Genomic DNA, 18,202 nt, shown 5'->3' with positions numbered 1-18,202 from the left:
AGCGATTGTTATTTGCTGCGGGACTGTTTTTCCACAATGCCGGAGGTGCCTTCGCGCCGCTCCAGTTCTTTGTAAACGTCCTCTAGCTTTACATCGCGCGCGGACAACATAACCAGCAGATGAAACAGCACATCGGCGGCTTCTTCTGTAAGTTTGGATTTGTCGCCTTTCACCGCTTCGATGATTGCTTCTACAGCCTCTTCGCCAAACTTTTCAGCGCATTTTTCAGGGCCGCGGGCAAAAAGCTTTGATGCGTAGGATTTCTTGTCGTCTGCCCCTTTGCGGGACTCTATCGTGCGGGCCAGCCGCGTCAGTACATTTGCCATGATCTCAGAGCCTTACCGGAATACCTGCGGCCTGCATATGCTGCTTGGCCTCTTGAATAGTGAAGTCGCCAAAGTGGAAAATAGACGCGGCGAGAACGGCCGAAGCGCCGCCTTGCGTCACGCCGTCCACCAGATGGTCAAGGGTGCCAACACCGCCCGAAGCGATTACGGGAATGTTTACAGCGTCGGAAATAGCGCGGGTCAGGGGCAGGTTGAACCCTGCGCGGGTGCCGTCGCGGTCCATGCTGGTCAGCAGAATTTCTCCGGCGCCTTTCGCAGCCATGTCTTTGGCGAATTCCACCGCGTCGATGCCCGTACCCTTGCGGCCGCCGTGGGTGAAAATCTCCCATTTTCCGGGGGATACGGTTTTCGCGTCAATCGCCACCACAATACATTGGGATCCGAACCGGTTGGCGGATTGGGCCACCACATCAGGATTTGCCACAGCGGCAGAATTGAACGAGACCTTATCCGCACCGGCCAGCAGCAAGTTGCGCACATCATCAGGGGAACGCACGCCACCACCGATGGTCAGCGGCATGAAACACTGTTCCGCCGTGCGCCGCGCCACGTCAAACATGGTGCCGCGATTTTCCACCGTAGCGGCAATGTCCAGAAAACACAGTTCATCGGCGCCAGCCGCATCATAGGCTTTCGCAGATTCAACAGGATCGCCCGCATCTATCAGATCAACGAAGTTCACGCCTTTTACAACGCGACCGTCTTTTACATCAAGGCAGGGAATAATTCGGGTTTTAAGCATTACGTTTCTTCAACCAGTCCAGCGCATACATAGTACAGCCGCCAAGGAGAATCCATGCGACAAGGAAGGCCCAGTTGGACATGAAACCGACAGGGGTAGCGGTGTCATACATCCAGCTGTAATCCCGCCCCCAAGCGGTACAATTCGTGATAGTGCCATCAATATAGGCACAGCTTCCGATCATATCCGCAATCACTGCAAAGATGGTGGTGCACAGAAACACCATCAAGGGCAGGGTGTAGAGCACGACGAGGATTTGCTTCAGCCTCATGCCTTCAAAAGCGCTGCTGCATCGGCCACGTTGATCTGCCCGTCATAAAGCGCACGGCCTGAAATTGCCCCGTCCAGTGGTGCGCCGCAATCTTTGAGGGCTTGCAAGTCGGCCATAGAGGACACGCCACCCGATGCAATCACCGGAATGGAAACCGCGCGAGCCAGATCAGCGGTGGCTTCCACATTAGGGCCTTGCATCGCACCGTCGCGGTTGATGTCTGTGTAAATGATTGCAGCAACCCCTGCGTCTTCGAACTGGCGTGCCAGATCGGTGACGTTTATGGTTGTTTCTTCGGCCCAGCCACGGGTCGCAACCATGCCGTTACGCGCATCAATTCCCACGGCCACATGACCGGGGAAGGCTTTGGCGGCTTGGCGTACCAGATCGGGGTCTTCGACGGCGACAGTACCAAGGATCACCCGTTGCAATCCTTTGGACAGCCAGCGCTCGATAGTGGCCATATCACGGATGCCACCGCCAAGTTGTGCGGGGACTTTTACGTTCGTCAGTATTTCTTCCACAGGCCGTGCGTTCACCGGTTCCCCTGCAAAAGCCCCGTTCAGATCCACCAGATGCAGCCAGTCGCAGCCCTGATCTACAAACGCCTGCGCCTGCGCCGCCGGATCGTCGTTAAACACGGTCGCCTGATCCATCTCGCCTTTGTAAAGCCGCACACAGGCGCCGTCTTTAAGATCAATCGCAGGGTATAGAATCATGGTATTGCCCGAAGTTTCGTCGTTCCGCCTTCCTCTAGCCCCATAGGCGCAGAATTGCAAAGGTCTGCTTTCCCTTGGGTTTTGCTTGACCGGCGGCCAAGGGCTGCGCAGGATCACAAAGAACTAGGGAGGATACTATGAAGAAACTGGCAGTTATCGCCATACTCGCAGCGCTGGGGGCACCGGCTTATGCGGATAATATCTATGGCACATGGCGCACGATTGCGGATGACAACGGCAATTCCGGTCACATTAAGGTTGGCCCTTGTGGCAGCAAGATTTGTGGCGTGTTGGTGAACTCTTTCGATAAGAACGGTAAGGCGTTCAAGTCGGAAAATCAGGGCCGCAAACTGATCTATGATATGCAGAACAAGGGTGGCGGGAACTATGGCGGCGGCAAGGTGTATTCGCCGGATCGTGACAAAACCTACTCCGGCAAACTGGTGCTGAACGGGAACAGCCTGAACGTCAAAGGCTGCGTTCTGGGCGTGTGTCGCAGTGGTGGCACTTGGGCGCGGGTGAAATAAGCGACAGGTTTGAGACGGGCCTCTGTTACGGGGCCCATTTCAGGAAGTTACCGATCAGGCGCAGGCCGGTTGCTTGGCTCTTTTCGGGGTGGAACTGGGTGCCGATGATGTTGTCGCGCCCCACGGCTGCGATGATGTCGCCGCCGTAATCCACTGTGGCCACGATGTCCTCAGGGTTTTCAGGAACCAGATGGTAGGAGTGTACGAAATACATGTGATCGCCTGCTGAAATCCCGTCAAACACAGGGTGGTCCGGTGTCTGGTTCAGGCTGTTCCAACCCATGTGGGGAATTTTCAGTGCAGGATCGTTGGGGGTCAGGGCGACAACCTCGCCTTTGATCCAGTCAAAGCCTGTGTGATTGCCATGCTCGCGCCCCCAAGTGGCCATCATCTGCATGCCGACACATATGCCAAGGAACGGATTGCCCGCCTTCACCTTATCTTCGATCGCGCCGAACAAACCGTTAATAGCGCCGAGTTCGCTGCGGCAATCCGCAAATGCGCCCACGCCCGGAAGTACCACGCGATCCGCGCGGCGCACCTGATCGGGGTCGTCGGTGACGATGATATCGCCGCCACCCACTTCGGACGCCATACGCTGGAAACTTTTCTCCGCAGAGCGCAGGTTGCCGGAGTTATAATCTACAATCGCAGTAATCATTCGGACAGGGTGCCTTTGGTCGACGGGATCGCATCCGCCTTGCGCGGATCAGTTTCAAGCGCGGCCCGCAGAGCTTGCGCGACAGATTTGAAGGCAGCTTCCACGATGTGGTGGCTGTTGAACCCGTCAAGCGCCTCTACGTGCAGGGTGATGCCCCCTTGCATGGCAAAGGCAGTAAAAAATTCGCGCACCAGTTCGGTGTCAAAGCTGCCGATTTTCGCAGTGGGCAGGTCGACTTTCCAAACCAGATAGGGCCGCCCCGACAGATCAAGTGCAGCGCGCACAAGCGCATCGTCCATTGGCAGCAAACAGGAGCCGTAACGCCGGATACCCCGTTTGTCGCCCACAGCCTCGGCCAGCGCCTTGCCCAGCGCCAGTCCCACGTCTTCAACGGTGTGGTGGTCATCAATGTGCAAATCGCCTTTGGCCCGCACCTTCATATCAATCAGCGCATGGCGCGAAAGCTGGTCCAGCATGTGATCAAAGAAGCCAACGCCGGTTTCATTGTCATAAACGCCGGTCCCGTCGAGGTTGATTTCAACCGTGATGGCGGTTTCGGCGGTGTTTCGTGTCAGGGTCGCTGTGCGCATGGGGCAGGGCCTTTGCTGGTGTTTGGCCGCGTTATAGGCTGGCAGGGCGGCTGTTCCAAGGGGGAAGATGGATCAACGCGCAGCGCAGGGTGCAATGTTGCAGTCGGGTCGGATTTCTGTGTTACTCGGGCGTGAAGGGAAACAGATGCTTCCGATAATCGGACAACAATGGCGCAAGACGGGTTTGGTCCTGTTCAGGCAGGCTGCGGCGTTGTTCGGCCAGATGGTCCGTTGCGCCTTCGGCCTTGGCCTGAACGGCAAGTTCCGCCCAAAGAAGCGCGCGGAGCGGATCAGGCGCGGCCAGTCCTGCACCGCTGGCGTAAGCTTTGGAAAGATGCAATTGCGCCGCCGGATGGCCTTTGCCTGCTGCGCGTTTCAGAAATTCGACGCCCCTTACGGGATCTTTCGAGTGGCCAAGGCCCAGCGCGTAAATCCGCCCCAAAAGGAACTCTGCCTCTGCATTGCCCGAGTGCGCTGCTGGGGTAAGCAGTGTGACAGTTTGCGTAAATTGTCCCCGCTGAAACGCATCTCGCGCAGCTTGCATATCGGCGAACGCCGGCGCGGCGAGGACGCAGGCGGCAAGGGCAAGTTTACGCATTGGATCGTCCTTTACTGTGCAGGGCTGTTCGCTGGAGTAGCACAGGCGCAAGAGTTGCCCAAGGCTCTGGTCGCGGGGGATTTCGCGCAATACCCCGCCAATGAGGTCGCGTTCGGTCGTGCGCTGTTCTTTGATCCGGTGCTGTCAGGCAACCGGAACATAAGCTGTGCCACCTGTCACAATCCCCGATATGGGGGCAGTGACGGACAGGCGCTTGGGATCGGGGAAGGTGGAACCGGCCACGGGGCAGGGCGACAGATGGGGCAGGCGGTGGGACGGCAGGCGCGCAATGCTCCGGCACTGTGGGATTTGGGCGCGCGACAGGTGCGGCGGTTGTTCCATGACGGGCGGGTGGAATGGCAGGGGGCGGTGATCCGCTCTCCGGCGGGGGAACTGCTGCCCGAAGGATTAAACGGCCTGTTGGCAGCGCAGGTGCTGTTTCCGCTGATCGCACGTATGGAAATGGGCGGTCATCCGAAAAGCAACGAAATCGCCGCCGCCGCGCAGCAAACGGCCCCGCAAGCATGGGACAGGATCGCAGATCGGGTTGCGGCGATTGCTGGCTACCGTGAAATGGCAGGGCACGACGACATAAATATAGCGCTGCTTGCAAACGCGCTGGCGGCCTATATATCGACCGCGTTCCGCAGTACCGGTTCGGCTTTTGACCGCTATCTGGAGGGGGAGAGCACCGCGTTGACGGCGGATCAACGTGACGGCATGGCGCTGTTTTACGGCGTTGCGCAGTGCAGCCAGTGTCATAGCGGTCCGCTGCTGTCGGATCAGACGTTCCATAACCTTGCAATGCCACCGTTGGGGCCGGGGCGCATCCGCCGGTTCGATCCGGTGGCCCGTGATACGGGGCGGCTGGCGGTCAGCGATGACGTCAGGGACAGCTATCGCTTTCGTACGCCGTTTCTGCGCAATGTGGCCCATACCGCGCCTTATGGGCATAACGGTGCCTTCCCGACGCTGCGCGCTGTGATCTGGCATCATATGGACCCGTTGGTAGGATTGGCAGACTTCATCCCGCCAGATACGATGCCGCACTGGCAGGATGTCACCGAGCTTAACCGCATTCGCGCGGCCTTTCTGGCCTATCCCCGTGCAGCGCAAGTGCCTGCTACATTGGACTCGCAGCAGATTGACCAGTTGATTCACTTTCTGCACAGCCTGTCGGCCCCGTCCTCCAGCACTTTGTCCCGCGATCAAATGAACCTTCAAACCGTACCTGACACCGTTCCATCCGGCCTGACACCGGTTGGAGATTAATTCGGTTGCCGTTGGGTCAATGTTCTATTTGTTGAAGGTGGGGGGGTATCTTGTTACTGTAAGGTAAATGTAAAAGTGACTTTTAGATTTACCCTCGTTTATCGGCCAAACTGTTATGATTGACTCGCATCTCTCCATGATTGCTTTCGCCGTCGTGGCGGACCACAACTCCGTCAAGGCGGGGGCGCAGGCTCTCGGGTTTTCTGAGTCAAAAACATCTGATCTGATTTCTAACCTAGAGGATCGACTGGGCAAACAGCTGCTCATTCGTCGTGCGCGCTCTTTCGAGCTGACCACAGAGGGGCAGCGGATTTATCAGACTGCGCGGGAAATGATGGAAATCGGCAGCGAAGGGTTGGAAACCCTGACCGGTGACCGTGGTGCGCGGGCGCAGGTATTGCGGCTGGATATGCCGGTTTTTCTGTCAGGCGGCATTCTGCGCGAGGTGGTTCAGGATTTTCTGCTGGCCCATCCCACCGTGAGTATCGAACTGAATTTTGAGCAGGACACCTCTGAAAAAGGGCTGGAGCTGTTTAATTTGGTGGTGTCCTCTGACAGCCCGACCAGCAAAGACATCAGCTTTCGCAAGATTGAAGGCACCGGAGCCGCGTTTTATGCTGCCCCTGATCTGGCCGAACGGGTCAAGGCCACACCTATCCGCGAAATACCGTCGAAGATTCCGATCCTGCTGGGTACGGATTTTTCGGCTTCGGAATGGGCGAAGCTGTTTTACCACGGCGCGGGCAGTGTTTTTCCTGCGATCTCCTATCGGATTAAATGTGATGATATTGGTCTGGTTCACAATCTCTGTCGTTGCGGCGCGGGACTTGCCATTCTGCCGAAATCACGGGTCGGCCAGGATCTGGTAAGTGGACGCTTGGTGCGGGTGCTCGAAGAATTGCCTGTCCAGCAGCTGGAATTCTTTGCACAATGGCGGAAAAATAATGTGCGCCTTCCGCTGATCCAGACGTTTCTGGATCACATAGATGATCGGCTGAATCGGATGCGTGCCGAAATTTACTACCGCCCAAAACCCTGATTTTGTTAGAAAGGGACTTGTTCCAAGCGAACTGCTGCCCTTAATGGTGCTATGGTAGATACCCCTGGAAAATTATCGCTTTGGGCGATTGAAGTTTTTATAGCGGCTGTTGAGGAAGGCTCTGTGTCCAATGCGGCCAAGCGCCTTTCGGCAAGCATTTCTTCTGTGTCCCAACAGTTGACCAATCTGGAGGCCGCGCTCGGCGCGAGCCTTCTGGATCGCAGCACGCGGCCCCAACAATTGACCCCTGCGGGTGGCCTGTTTTTAAAGCGGGCACAGGCCATCTTATCAGAAGCAAATCAGGCCAAAGCCGAACTGGCAGTTTATAACTTTTCGCAAATGAGCCGGTTGCGCCTTGGCCTGATTGAGGATTTTGACGCCGAGGTCACGCCCGCCCTGATGGAGCAGCTTGCCGGTGCGCTCAAGGGGTGTCAGTTCTTGCTGGAAAGTGCCAGCAGCTACACCCTGTCGGATGCTTTGGAGTCCCGTGCGCTCGATCTGGTGGTGGTGGCGGATCTGAATATCGCCGAGACGTGGATGCAAGTGCATAGCCTGATGCAGGAGCCTTTTGTCGCTGTGGCCCCTAAGGGCTATGTGGACCAGTCCAAACCCGTTTTGGAACAGCTCGAAAAACTGCCTTTCGTGCGCTATTCTTCCCGCCAGATGATGGGCCGTCAAATAGAGGCACATCTGTCGCGCCAGCGGATCAACCTTCCCAACCGTTTCGAATTTGGCAGCTACCACGCGATCCTTTCAATGGTGGCAAGCGGGCGCAGTTGGTCGGTTACCACGCCTCTCGGCTACATGAGCGCGCAGCGCTTTCATGGTGCGCTTGATGTGATGCCACTGCCTTTCAAGGCGCTGACCCGCAGTATTTCCCTGATTGCCCGTCAGGGAGAGATGGACACTATCGCGGGTGATGTTGCGGGCCTGATGCGCCCTTTGATCCGCCAGAAGCTGGTGGAGCCCTGCCTTGAGAAGTTTCCTTGGATGGGGCCGGATTTCCGCGTGGAGTAATCGCTTTTAGGAGTAGTAAAATGTGCGGCCGATTTGCCCTGACCCTTCCGACCGATGCTGTTGCTGGCTGGTTTGGCGCAACCGAGATCACCGCACAGTGGGAGCAACCGCACTATAACATTTGTCCAACGCAGGATATCCCCGTGGCGGTTTTGCACGACGGGGCGCGCCATTTGGTCCCGATGCGCTGGGGGTTTCTGCCCAAGTGGTATAAATCCCCGACCGACGGACCGCTGCTGATCAACGCGCGCGCCGAAACAATCGCCGAAAAACCAGCCTTCCGCGATGCGGTGCGCAGCCGCCGCTGTTTGATACCAGCGGACGGGTTTTACGAATGGCACCGCGAGAAAGGCAAAGGGAAGGAACCTTGGTACATCTATGCGGCCAAAGACCCGCTAATGGCCTTTGGTGGGATCTGGCAGGTCTGGAGCGGCCCTGACGGCGCCCGTTCCGTCACCTGCGCCATGGTCACAACTGATGCAGGCGCGGACATCGCCGAGGTTCACCACCGCGAACCCGTTACTGTGACACCTGAAAACTTCGGTCTCTGGCTCGGGGAGGAAGGCAAAGGGGCTGCCACGCTCATGCGCTCTGCTGATCCGGCCTACTTTGCCCGCCACCGCGTCGGGGTTGAGGTCAACTCAGGACGGGTGGAAGGTCCACAGTTGCGCGAACCACTCGCTGATTGATCGAGGGGCAAACTTGTGTAACCTGTTCTGACGCCCCATCCGCAAGCAGGTACGTCCATGCGATCCAAACCCTATGATATGCCGCCATTAACCATGCTGCGCGCGTTTGAGGCAGCCTCCCGCCGTGGCGCGTTCAACGAGGCCGCTGCCGAGCTGAACGTTACACCGGGTGCTGTTAGCCATCAGGTCAAAGCGCTGGAGAAATGGCTGGGTCTGGCGCTGTTCACCCGTGGCCACCGCGCCGTGACCCTGACCGACGACGGAGAGCGGCTTTTTGCGGTGCTCAGCCACAGCTTTCGCGACATTGCCGCCATCACCGCTTCCTTGCGCAATCAGGCGGATGCGCCAAAAGTGGAGATCGCGACCACCACGGCGGTGTCCTCTCTCTGGCTGACGCCGCGGATCATTTCGTTCTGGCGAGAGTTCGAGAGCATCCAGATCAATCAGCAAATCTCGGACCGGTTGCTGCAAAGACCGATCCACGCGGATCTGGCTATCGAATACCGCCTGACGCCGCCCAGAGAACCAGAGCACACCCGCTTGTTCGGGGATGAACTGGTGCCGGTTTGCACGCCCGCATTGGCAGAACGGTTGCAAGACGCAACACTGGAAGATCTTGCACGGGAACCGCTGATCAACATGGACGCCCGCAATGAAAACTGGACTACATGGGCGGTCTGGTTCGATATGATGAAATATCACGGCCCCATCGCACCGGCACGCCGCGTAAACAATTATTCAATTGCCATACAACTGGCACAGGAAGGGGCAGGGCTGGCGCTCGGCTGGCGCAAACTGACCGCGCCTCTGCTGGATCAGGGAAAGCTGGTAACCCTTGACGATCACAGCTGCGCCGCACCCGGCGCCTTCTACCTAATCGCAGCCAACCCCGCTATGCCAGACGCCACACGGACGCTTTATGACTGGATGCGCGAACGTCACATGAGCTGAATTCATCTCAAAAACAAGTTTCTCGATCTTGGCAGTGTCGCTTTTACAAAAGCATAGTCAGCGCTAGGAAACCAGTTTGGGACGGGTGGCAGGATGACAATCGCTCTTTCGGATTTGAACGCAGTGACACAGGATGTCGCACAGGCGCGTGGGCTGCCAAATGCCCATTATACGAATCAGGACGTCTTTGATCAGGAACGAAAAGCCGTTCTTTTCGACAATTGGTCCGGCATCGGCTTTGTCAAGGATGTGCCAAATTCCGGTGATGCGAAACCGGTCGATTTTCTCGGCGTGCCGCTGTTGATCCTGCGAGATCATGAAGGTCTGGTGCGGGTCTATCAAAACACATGCCGCCATCGCGGGATGATCCTTCTCGACAAACCTGCCAATATTCGCGGAACCATACGCTGCCCCTATCACAGCTGGTGCTACGGGCTGGACGGGCGCTTGCGGTCCACCCCTCATGTGGGCGGTCCGGGCCAGAACATCCACGAAGACATCAAACGGGATGAACTGGGGCTGATCGAGATCAACAGCTTCGTCTGGTTGGGTGTGGTCTATGCGAACGTCTCGGGCACAGCCGCGCCGTTTGAAGACGTCCATAAAGATCTGATGGCTCGCTGGTCGATGTTTGAAAAGCCGCTGCACCATGCCGGTCCTGACAGCTCTTTCTGCCTAGAAGTCTCATGTAACTGGAAGCTGGCAGTGGAAAATTACTGCGAAAGCTATCATCTGCCTTGGGTCCACCCCGGTCTGAACAGCTATTCACGGCTAGAGGATCACTACAACATCACGAAAGAGGATCGCTACGCGGGGCAGGGTACGTTGGTGTACCGCCAACTTGCCGGCGAAAACGGCACGGTTTTTCCCGATTTTGAAGGTCTCGGGCCGCAATGGGACACAGGCGCGGAATATATCAGCGTGTTCCCGAATGTACTGCTGGGGGCGCACCGCGACCATTATTATGCCATCCTGCTGGAACCCCTCTCGCTCGACAAAACCCGCGAGCATGTTGAGATTTTCTATGCCAAACCCGAGGCAGCAGACGCGGAGTTCGCCCCTCTACGTGAAAAGAACACCCGTCAGTGGAAAGAGATTTTTGAAGAGGACATCTTCGTTGTAGAGGGCATGCAAAAGGGTCGGCACGCCCCGTACTTTGACGGTGGCAAATTCTCTCCGGTGATGGACGGGCCGACGCATCTGTTTCACAAATGGGTCGCAGATGCGCTGATCCGCGCCGCGTCGGAGCGAAAAAAATGATCCCGCTCGATCAGGCTCTGCTGGACGCCCACGCGGCACAGAATTCCCCCGCTTTGGTGCGGCTTTACCAACAGGCCGGAAACTCAGCGCTGGAAATGGACGAAATACGCGGCTGCTTTTACCTGACCCACGCTTACATCTACGCACTAGAGGCGGGTCTGCCCGAAGCCGAAACCCTGCATTCCACACTCCGCTCCTACGGACGCGAAGCCTGAAACCCGCTTCAATGTTCCAAAAATACTCAAATCCCACCGTGCAGCCGTCCACAGGAGAACGCAGATGAAAACCCACGCACAAGCTGTCGTCATCGGAGGCGGTCTAGTGGGCTGCTCGATCCTCTATCACCTTGCCAAACTGGGCTGGCGTGATGTGGTGCTTCTTGAACGGGACGAACTCACGTCCGGCTCCACTTGGCATGCAGCGGCCAATTTGCACGGCCTGCATGACAACAACAATATCTCTAAAATTCAGTACTATACGATGAATCTGTATAAAGAACTGGAACAGGAGACCGGACAGGGCTGTGGCGTGTTCCAACCCGGTTCCATTTACCTCGCCCAGACCGAAGCGCGGGAACACCAGTTGCGCTTGCAGGAATCCAAAGCACGGTATTTCCAAGAGAAATTTTACGAACTCACCCCCGAGCAGGCGCTGGAAAAGAACCCGCTGCTGAATTTGGACGGAGTGCGCTGCATCATGTTTGAGGAGGACGGAGGCAACGTCGATCCCTCCGGTGTGACCCAAGCCTATGCAGCGGGCGCCCGTCAGATGGGGGCAGAGATTTATCGGTTCTGTCCAGCCACAGCGACCCATCCACAACTCGATGGCAGCTGGATCGTGGAAACGCCGAAAGGCAACATTCACACGCAATGGGTGGTGAATGTGGGAGGGCTTTGGGCGCGGGAAGTGGCGGCTATGGCGGGTGTTAAACTGCCGCTACAACCGACCGAGCACCAGTATCTGGTGACCGAAACCATCCCTGAAATCGCGGCCATGACGGAACGATTGCCGTCAGTCGCGGATCGGGACGGGGAATATTACATGCGTCAGGAAGGCAATGGCCTGCTGATTGGCGCTTACGAAAAACAGCTAAAGTTCTGGGCCGAGGACGGCACACCACAGGATTTCGGGCATGAGTTGTTCGACGGAGACCTTGACCGGATCATGGAAAATCTGGAACGGGCGATGGAGCGCGTGCCGGTTGCAGCCACGGCGGGGATCAAACGGGTGATCAACGGACCGATGATCTGGTCGCCCGACAGTGCCGCATTGTACGGGCCGGTACCGGAGCTAAAGAACTACTTCTGCTGTTGTGGTATCATTCCGGGCTTTAGCCAATCGGGCGGTCTGGGATTGATGACAGCCCAGTGGATCGTTGATGGCGAGCCCGAATTTGATATGTTCCCGTGGGATCTGAGCCGGTTTGGGAATTGGGCGGATCGTAAGTTCACACAGGAGAAAGTGGCCGATCAATACGCCAATCGGTTCGCCATTCATTTCCCCTATGAAGAACGGCAGGCAGGCCGCGAAACACGTTTGCGCCCGATGTACCGGCGTCAGAAGGAAATGGGGGCGGTGCATGGTCTGAACTATGGCTGGGAGCATCCGCTCTGGTACGCTGGAGAGGGGCAGAGCGGGCAGGAAAGTTATGGCTTTACCCGACAGGACTGGTTTGAGCCGGTGGGGCGGGAATGCCGCAGCTTGCGGGAAAATGTCGGCGTGATCGATATTTCCAATTTCGGCAAATACGAGATTACCGGCAAGGGCGCTGCTGATTGGCTGAACCGTGTCGTGGCGAACCATGTGCCGACCGAGATTGGTCGCTCCTGTCTGACACCAATGCTGGGTTTGCGCGGCGGAATCGCCGGGGATTTCACCATAACGAAACTGGCGGAGGATCTTTTTTTCATGGTCGGTACCGGCATCGCCGAACGCTATCACCAGCGCTATTTCCAGATGGTGCCGCTGCCGGAAGATGCTGCTTTTGAGAGTGTGACCGAAGCCTATTGCGGCGTGAATATTTCGGGCCCAAAATCCCGTGAATTGCTGGCACGCCTGACGCAAGAGGATTTGTCAAACAGCGGTTGGCCTTTCATGCGGTCCCGCCGTTTCACCCTTGCAGGAATCGCAGCGATCGGGATCAGGGTTTCCTTCACCGGCGATCTTGGCTGGGAGGTTTACGTGGCCGAAGCGGACCAGATCCGCCTTTGGGAAGCGCTGTTTGAGGCGGGGCGTGATCTCGGGGTGATCCCTGTGGGGAGCCGTGCGCTTGGGTCTTTGCGGATCGAGAAAGGCTACGGATCGTGGAGCCGCGAGTATTCGCCGGAGTATTGGCCACAGGAGGTCGGCTTCGAGCGGTTGGTCAAGATGGACAAGCCGGAGTTTTTGGGCCGCGACGCCTATGCTGCGATCAAGGATAAAGCGCCGCGGGAAAAGCTGGTTTGTGTGCGGATTGAAACACAAGATGCAGACAGTTCGGGCGGAGAGCCGATCTTCTTGCCTAACGGCACGCCTGTGGGGCGTATCACTTCGGGGGCGTACGGCTATACCGTGGAGGCGTCCTGTGCTTTGGCCTTTGTAAAAACAGCCCATGCGGGGCCGGGGACCGAACTTGATGTTGCGGTTCTCGGGCGGCCCCACCGTGCCGTGATACTTGCGGAGCCGTTGTTTGACCCTGCGGGGCATCGTTTGCGGGTATAGGGCGGAATTTGGATATTTGAACCAAAAAGAGCGATGGCGTCAGAGCCCGAACCGATCCCGCAGCGCATACCATGACATGGCAAGCACGAGACTGGGGTAGCGCAGGGTGCGGCCGCCCGGGAACGGGATGGTTGGGACGCGGGACATAACGTCAAAGTCTTCGGCCTGTCCTGCGATGGCTGCGGCTGTGATCCGCCCTGCAAGGGTTGCAAGGGCTACGCCGTGGCCGGAATACCCTGATGCGGTCAGGATGTTCGGCGCAATCCGTCCGAAATAGGGCATCCGGTTGACAGTGATCCCAAGGGTGCCGCCCCATGCGTAGTCGAGCTTTACGTCTTTCAGTTGTGGGTAGATTTCCAGCATGGGTTTGCGCACCAGCGCGCGGATGTCTTTGGGGAAACGATAGCTGTAGGTTTCGCCGCCGCCAAACAACAGCCGATGGTCTGCGGAGCGGCGATAGTAGTTCACCACGAATTTGCTGTCGGCTATGGCCACATCCTGCGCGATCAGCGCTTCTGCGCCGTCCTGACCGAGGGGTTCTGTCGCGACGATGAAATTGTTGATCGGCATCACGCGTGCAGCAGTTTTTTCGTGTAACCCGCCGAGGTAGGCGTTACAGGCGATCACCAGATGACTGGCGCTGATCTTGCCCTTGGCAGTGTTGATTGTAACCGGATCACCCTGCTGAATACCTGTGACTTCGGATTGTTCGTAAAGGGTCACGCCTGCTTTTTGCGCGGCGCGGGCCAAGCCCAACGCGAAGTTTAAGGGGTGGATGTGGGCCGCCCCCATATCCAGCGTGCCACCGTGGTAGACATCGGTGCCAAGCAGATCACAGACCGCCGCCCGGTCAAGCGGTTTGATTTTGGTATAGCCGTAGTTTTTGGCGAGATGTTCGGCGTAGGCGTGTTCATCCGCGACATCGCCAGCTTTCCAGTCCACATGGGCAACGCCGGGTTTATGGGCGCAGTCAATGCCGTGGGTCTCGCTTAGGGATTTGACCAGCGCCTTGGCGTCTTGGGACAGGGACCACAGGTGGCGGGCATCATCGCGCCCGACCATTTTCTCCAGTTCCATCTGATCGCGCCGCTGACCGGAGCCAACCTGACCGCCGTTGCGCCCTGACGCGCCCCAACCCATGCGTTGGGCCTCTAGCAGGGTGACGCGAAAGCCCCGTTCTGCCAGGTGCAGTGCGGCTGATAATCCGGTAAAGCCCCCGCCAATGACGCAAACATCCGCGCTGTGATCCCCTTCCAGTGTCGGAAAGGGCGGCAGGGTATCGGCAGTCGCGGCGTACCAGCTTTGCGGGTAGGTTCCTGCGGTGTCATTGGCGTGAAGTAGGTTCAAAGCCATCAGACGTTCATCAACAGGTGTTCCCGTTCCCACGGGCTGATGACTTCCTGAAACTCGTCATATTCTTTGTTCTTCGCCGCAGTATAAACGGCCGTGAACTCTGGTCCCATCATATCGGCTAGTTCTTCGTTTTCGCTAAGCAGGGTCAGGGCTTCGTACATAGTGGGCGGGATGTCACGATCCGCGTCATAGGCTTCACCAGAAGCTGCGATCCGGGGTTCCAGTTTGTTTTTTATGCCGAGAAACCCACAGGCGAGAGAGGCAGCAAGCCCGATGTAGGGATTGCAGTCCATGCCAGCGACGCGGTTTTCCACCCGTCGCGATTCAGGCGAGGAGATCGGAACGCGGATGCCGGTTGTGCGGTTGTTCTCGGCCCACTCCAGATTGATGGGTGCCGAGAAAGCCGCCACATATCGCCGGTAGCTGTTCACATAGGGGGCGATAAACGGTGTGGCGGCGGGGAGGTGGGTTTGCAGGCCGGCAATAAAGTGGCCAAAGGCCGGTGTCGGCTGATCCTGCGCATCGTTGAAGATGTTCTTGCCGGTGGATTTATCCAGAATGGAATGGTGGATGTGCATGGCCGAACCCGGTTGGTCGCCCATCGGTTTTGCCATGAAGGTTGCATAACAATCGTGGCGAAGTGCGGCTTCTTTGATCAGGCGCTTGAAGTAGAATACCTCATCCGCCAGCTTGATCGGGTGGCCGTGCTTGAGGTTGATTTCAACCTGACCGGCACCGCCTTCCTGAATGATCGTGTCGATTTCAAAGCCCTGATATTCGGCGAAATCGTAGATGTCGTCGATCACCGGACCGTATTCGTCCACTGCAGACATGGAGTAGGCCTGCATAGAAGCCGCAGGTCGCCCTGTGCGGCCAAGTTTAGGGACAACCGGTTGGTTCGGGTCGGTGTTGCGCGCCACCAGATAAAACTCCATCTCCGGCGCGACAACGGGTTCCCAACCCTCGGCCTCGTAATAGGAGAGAACGCGCCGTAACACATTGCGCGGCACCAGTGGCATCGGCGCGCCGTGAACATCGGTCACGTTATGGATGATTTGCAGCGTAATATCGCCCGTCCAAGGTGCAGCAGTTGCCGAAGAAAAATCGGGCGAAAGCACCATATCCCCTTCCGTGTACTGGTTCTCGATGTTTTCGATATCAACATAAGAGCCGGTCACGGTTTGATAAAAGATGCTGTCGGGCAGATACATCGGATCGAGCCGCCCGAATTTGCGTGCTGGCATACATTTACCACGGCTGATGCCCGTGGTGTCCGAGATGATGCACTCCACCTCTTCAAGGCGGCGATTGGCGATATAGTCCTGTGCAGCCTGCGGGATTTTTTCTATCCATTTCAAACTATCATCCATGAGCCATAGCCCCCTTGAAAACTGCGGTAAAAAGATCGGCCATTTCAGCCTGCGCAACCGGTGTCTTGGTGCTTTCGATAGCGGCGAGCCGCAGCGGTTCGGGCACAACGCCCACGGCCCGTGTCATCGCAAGGCCTTCGACGAAACCTGCTTTGAACTCGGGATGGGGCTGGATGGTGTAGATGTGGTCGCCGATGGTCAGGGCCGCATGTTTGCAGAATTCTGTACTTGCTACTGTCACGGCGCCGGGAGGCGGTGTGGTGACCTGATCCTGATGCCAGGCGAACAGGGGCAGGGTGCGCCCGTCGCTCATCGGATAATCGACGCGGCCCACCGACCATCCGCCCCTGAATTTTTCAACCTTGCCGCCCATAGCTTGGGCAATGATTTGATGGCCGAAACAGACCCCGACCAAAGGGCGTTTGGCTTTGTGCAGGGCACGGACCAGTGATTCGAGCGGCGCAATCCACGGATGGGCTTCATAGGCACCGAACTTTGATCCGGTGATGATCCAGCCGTCGCATTCTTCTATGTTTTCAGGAAGCTCACCTTCAATCACATCGTAGGTTTGAAAGTCAAAGCCGCGGTCTGCAAGCATGATTTGAAACATTTCGCCGTATTCGCCATGCTTGGCCACAAGCTGTTCGGGGGATCTGCCAGTTTGCAGAATACCGATTTTCATAATTCACCTGTAAGAGTTGTTTGGCCACAGCTTGCACAGAGTGGCAGGGACAGGCAAGCGGATAGAGTGCAGAGGTGCGCGCACTTGCCAATCGCACGATGGTGCCTTACCCCTTTGATCAGCAAATTATATATAATAACTGAAAGTGACACCATGACCGCGCAAGCGCCAAGCCTGAAGGCAAAAGACAAACCTGATCTGGGATCTTTTCAATGGGAGGACGCGCTGCTGCTGGAATCCCAATTGAACGAAGAAGAGCGGATGATCCGCGATGCTGCGAAATCCTATGCCGCCGAAAAGCTGGCGCCCCGCGCGATTGAAGCTTTCGCCAAGGAAACGACCGATCCGGAAATCTTCCGCGAAATGGGCGAGATGGGCTTGCTTGGGACCACAATCCCAGAAGAATACGGTGGAATTGGCGCGGGCTATGTGACCTACGGTCTGGTCGCGCGGGAAGTGGAGCGGGTTGATTCCGGTTATCGTTCGATGATGTCGGTTCAGTCGTCTCTGGTGATGTACCCGATCTACGCCTATGGCTCGGAAGAGCAGCGTAAGAAATACCTGCCGAAACTGGCCAGCGGCGAATGGATCGGCTGTTTCGGACTGACAGAGCCGGATGCTGGTTCTGACCCGGGCGGCATGAAGACTCGCGCTGAAAAGGTGCAGGGCGGTTATGTGCTGAACGGTGCAAAAATGTGGATCTCCAATTCACCGATTGCAGATGTTTTTGTGGTTTGGGCCAAGTCCGATGAACACGGCGGTAAAATCCGTGGGTTCGTTCTGGAAAAAGGTATGAAGGGGCTGTCCGCGCCTAAGATTGAAGGGAAGATGTCCCTTCGCGCGTCTATTACCGGTGAAATCGTGATGGACGGAGTAGAAGTGTCTGACGATGCGCTGCTGCCGAATGTGGAAGGTCTGAAAGGGCCGTTTGGCTGTCTGAACCGTGCCCGTTACGGCATCGCTTGGGGTGCGATGGGCGCAGCAGAGTTCTGCTGGCACGCGGCGCGTCAATACGGGTTGGATCGCAAGCAGTTCAACAAACCGCTGGCGCAAACGCAACTGTTCCAGAAGAAGCTGGCAGATATGCAAACCGAAATCACGCTTGGCCTGCAAGCGGCCCTGCAAGTAGGGCGTCTGATGGATGCTGCAAATGCCGCGCCCGAGATGATCTCGATTATCAAACGCAACAACTGTGGCAAGGCGCTGGATATTGCGCGGATGGCACGGGATATGCACGGCGGCAACGGTATTTCACAGGAGTTTCAAGTGATCCGTCATATGATGAACCTTGAAACAGTGAACACCTATGAAGGCACCCACGATGTTCACGCGCTGATTCTTGGCCGCGCGCAAACGGGCCTGCAGGCGTTCTTTTAAGACGCCGTAAAACAACTGCGGCCCTGACGATCAAGAG

The 18,202-nt window shown here is 57.1% G+C and carries 20 protein-coding genes; 10 read left to right on the top strand and 10 right to left on the bottom strand.

The window, feature by feature from the left end; all coding sequences use genetic code 11:
* Positions 1-8 precede the first annotated feature (8 nt).
* From IEX10_RS11370 to hisA, 4 genes are read right to left on the bottom strand one after another with little or no spacing between them, the layout of a single operon-like run.
* Positions 9-326, bottom strand: a complete 318-nt coding sequence (locus IEX10_RS11370; protein WP_188675099.1) for a phosphoribosyl-ATP diphosphatase — start codon at positions 324-326, stop codon at positions 9-11.
* Positions 327-330: 4 nt separating this feature from the next.
* Positions 331-1,089: an imidazole glycerol phosphate synthase subunit HisF gene (gene hisF / locus IEX10_RS11365; RefSeq protein WP_188675096.1), complete on the bottom strand. Its 759-nt coding sequence runs from the start codon at positions 1,087-1,089 to the stop codon at positions 331-333.
* The gene (locus IEX10_RS11360; RefSeq protein ID WP_188675093.1) at positions 1,082-1,360 is read right to left on the bottom strand and encodes a hypothetical protein; all 279 of its coding nucleotides are present in this window, start codon (positions 1,358-1,360) and stop codon (positions 1,082-1,084) included. The genes hisF and IEX10_RS11360 overlap by 8 nt, the downstream gene beginning before the upstream one ends.
* Positions 1,357-2,079, bottom strand: a complete 723-nt coding sequence (hisA, locus tag IEX10_RS11355; RefSeq protein ID WP_188675090.1) for a 1-(5-phosphoribosyl)-5-[(5-phosphoribosylamino)methylideneamino]imidazole-4-carboxamide isomerase — start codon at positions 2,077-2,079, stop codon at positions 1,357-1,359. Before hisA ends, IEX10_RS11360 begins: the two co-directional genes overlap by 4 nt.
* Before the next feature lie 137 nt (positions 2,080-2,216).
* On the opposite strand from hisA, the gene IEX10_RS11350 reads away from it, so the two are divergent.
* On the top strand, positions 2,217-2,606 hold the full coding sequence (locus IEX10_RS11350; RefSeq protein WP_188675088.1) for a DUF2147 domain-containing protein: 390 nt from the start codon (positions 2,217-2,219) through the stop codon (positions 2,604-2,606).
* Between the two features lie 25 nt (positions 2,607-2,631).
* Here the strand turns inward: IEX10_RS11350 and hisH are convergent, their stop codons facing one another.
* The 3 genes from hisH to IEX10_RS11335 form a co-directional block, all read right to left on the bottom strand.
* On the bottom strand, positions 2,632-3,267 hold the full coding sequence (gene hisH, locus IEX10_RS11345; protein WP_188675085.1) for an imidazole glycerol phosphate synthase subunit HisH: 636 nt from the start codon (positions 3,265-3,267) through the stop codon (positions 2,632-2,634).
* Entirely contained in the window at positions 3,264-3,857 is a 594-nt protein-coding gene (gene hisB, locus IEX10_RS11340) for an imidazoleglycerol-phosphate dehydratase HisB (protein ID WP_188675082.1), read from the bottom strand. Before hisB ends, hisH begins: the two co-directional genes overlap by 4 nt.
* A gap of 121 nt (positions 3,858-3,978) precedes the next feature.
* Positions 3,979-4,455, bottom strand: a complete 477-nt coding sequence (locus tag IEX10_RS11335) for a tetratricopeptide repeat protein (RefSeq protein WP_229678532.1) — start codon at positions 4,453-4,455, stop codon at positions 3,979-3,981.
* 54 nt (positions 4,456-4,509) lie between these two features.
* Here IEX10_RS11335 and IEX10_RS11330 point away from each other — a divergent pair, with 54 nt between their 5' ends.
* The 8 genes from IEX10_RS11330 (at position 4,510) to IEX10_RS11295 (ending at position 13,383) form a co-directional block, all read left to right on the top strand.
* Positions 4,510-5,727, top strand: a complete 1,218-nt coding sequence (locus IEX10_RS11330) for a cytochrome-c peroxidase (RefSeq protein WP_229678531.1) — start codon at positions 4,510-4,512, stop codon at positions 5,725-5,727.
* Positions 5,728-5,842: 115 nt separating this feature from the next.
* A complete protein-coding gene (locus tag IEX10_RS11325; protein ID WP_188675074.1) occupies positions 5,843-6,766 on the top strand; it encodes a LysR family transcriptional regulator in 924 nt (307 codons plus the stop codon).
* 51 nt (positions 6,767-6,817) lie between these two features.
* Positions 6,818-7,783, top strand: coding sequence for a LysR family transcriptional regulator (locus IEX10_RS11320; protein ID WP_188675070.1), 966 nt, complete (start codon positions 6,818-6,820; stop codon positions 7,781-7,783).
* A 20-nt stretch (positions 7,784-7,803) separates the two neighbouring features.
* The gene (locus IEX10_RS11315; RefSeq protein ID WP_188675062.1) at positions 7,804-8,472 is read left to right on the top strand and encodes an SOS response-associated peptidase; all 669 of its coding nucleotides are present in this window, start codon (positions 7,804-7,806) and stop codon (positions 8,470-8,472) included.
* A gap of 57 nt (positions 8,473-8,529) precedes the next feature.
* Positions 8,530-9,423 (top strand): LysR substrate-binding domain-containing protein, encoded by an 894-nt coding sequence (locus tag IEX10_RS11310; RefSeq protein ID WP_188675060.1) that lies wholly within the window; start codon positions 8,530-8,532, stop codon positions 9,421-9,423.
* A 93-nt stretch (positions 9,424-9,516) separates the two neighbouring features.
* Positions 9,517-10,683, top strand: a complete 1,167-nt coding sequence (locus IEX10_RS11305; RefSeq protein ID WP_188675058.1) for an aromatic ring-hydroxylating oxygenase subunit alpha — start codon at positions 9,517-9,519, stop codon at positions 10,681-10,683.
* Positions 10,680-10,898, top strand: coding sequence for a hypothetical protein (locus IEX10_RS11300; protein WP_188675056.1), 219 nt, complete (start codon positions 10,680-10,682; stop codon positions 10,896-10,898). The genes IEX10_RS11305 and IEX10_RS11300 overlap by 4 nt, the downstream gene beginning before the upstream one ends.
* Positions 10,899-10,962: 64 nt before the next feature.
* Positions 10,963-13,383, top strand: coding sequence for a GcvT family protein (locus tag IEX10_RS11295; RefSeq protein ID WP_188675055.1), 2,421 nt, complete (start codon positions 10,963-10,965; stop codon positions 13,381-13,383).
* 39 nt (positions 13,384-13,422) lie between these two features.
* On the opposite strand, the gene IEX10_RS11290 is transcribed toward IEX10_RS11295, so the two are convergent.
* From IEX10_RS11290 to IEX10_RS11280, 3 genes are read right to left on the bottom strand one after another with little or no spacing between them, the layout of a single operon-like run.
* Positions 13,423-14,730 carry an NAD(P)/FAD-dependent oxidoreductase gene (locus IEX10_RS11290; protein ID WP_444543229.1) on the bottom strand — a complete coding sequence of 436 codons (1,308 nt, stop codon included), beginning with the start codon at positions 14,728-14,730 and terminating at the stop codon, positions 13,423-13,425.
* Positions 14,731-14,735: 5 nt separating this feature from the next.
* The gene (locus IEX10_RS11285; RefSeq protein ID WP_188675044.1) at positions 14,736-16,106 is read right to left on the bottom strand and encodes a glutamine synthetase family protein; all 1,371 of its coding nucleotides are present in this window, start codon (positions 16,104-16,106) and stop codon (positions 14,736-14,738) included.
* On the bottom strand, positions 16,099-16,788 hold the full coding sequence (locus IEX10_RS11280) for a type 1 glutamine amidotransferase (RefSeq protein WP_188675041.1): 690 nt from the start codon (positions 16,786-16,788) through the stop codon (positions 16,099-16,101). Before IEX10_RS11280 ends, IEX10_RS11285 begins: the two co-directional genes overlap by 8 nt.
* A gap of 153 nt (positions 16,789-16,941) precedes the next feature.
* Between IEX10_RS11280 and IEX10_RS11275 the strand changes: the two genes are divergently transcribed.
* Positions 16,942-18,165 carry an acyl-CoA dehydrogenase gene (locus tag IEX10_RS11275; protein ID WP_188675038.1) on the top strand — a complete coding sequence of 408 codons (1,224 nt, stop codon included), beginning with the start codon at positions 16,942-16,944 and terminating at the stop codon, positions 18,163-18,165.
* Positions 18,166-18,202: the final 37 nt, after the last annotated feature.

The sequence above is a fragment of the Neptunicoccus cionae genome (assembly GCF_014643735.1).
Classification (GTDB): Bacteria; Pseudomonadota; Alphaproteobacteria; order Rhodobacterales; family Rhodobacteraceae; genus Amylibacter; species Amylibacter cionae.
The sequence above is the reverse complement of the archived record's forward strand: the minus strand, read 5'-3'. Positions and strand labels throughout refer to the sequence as shown.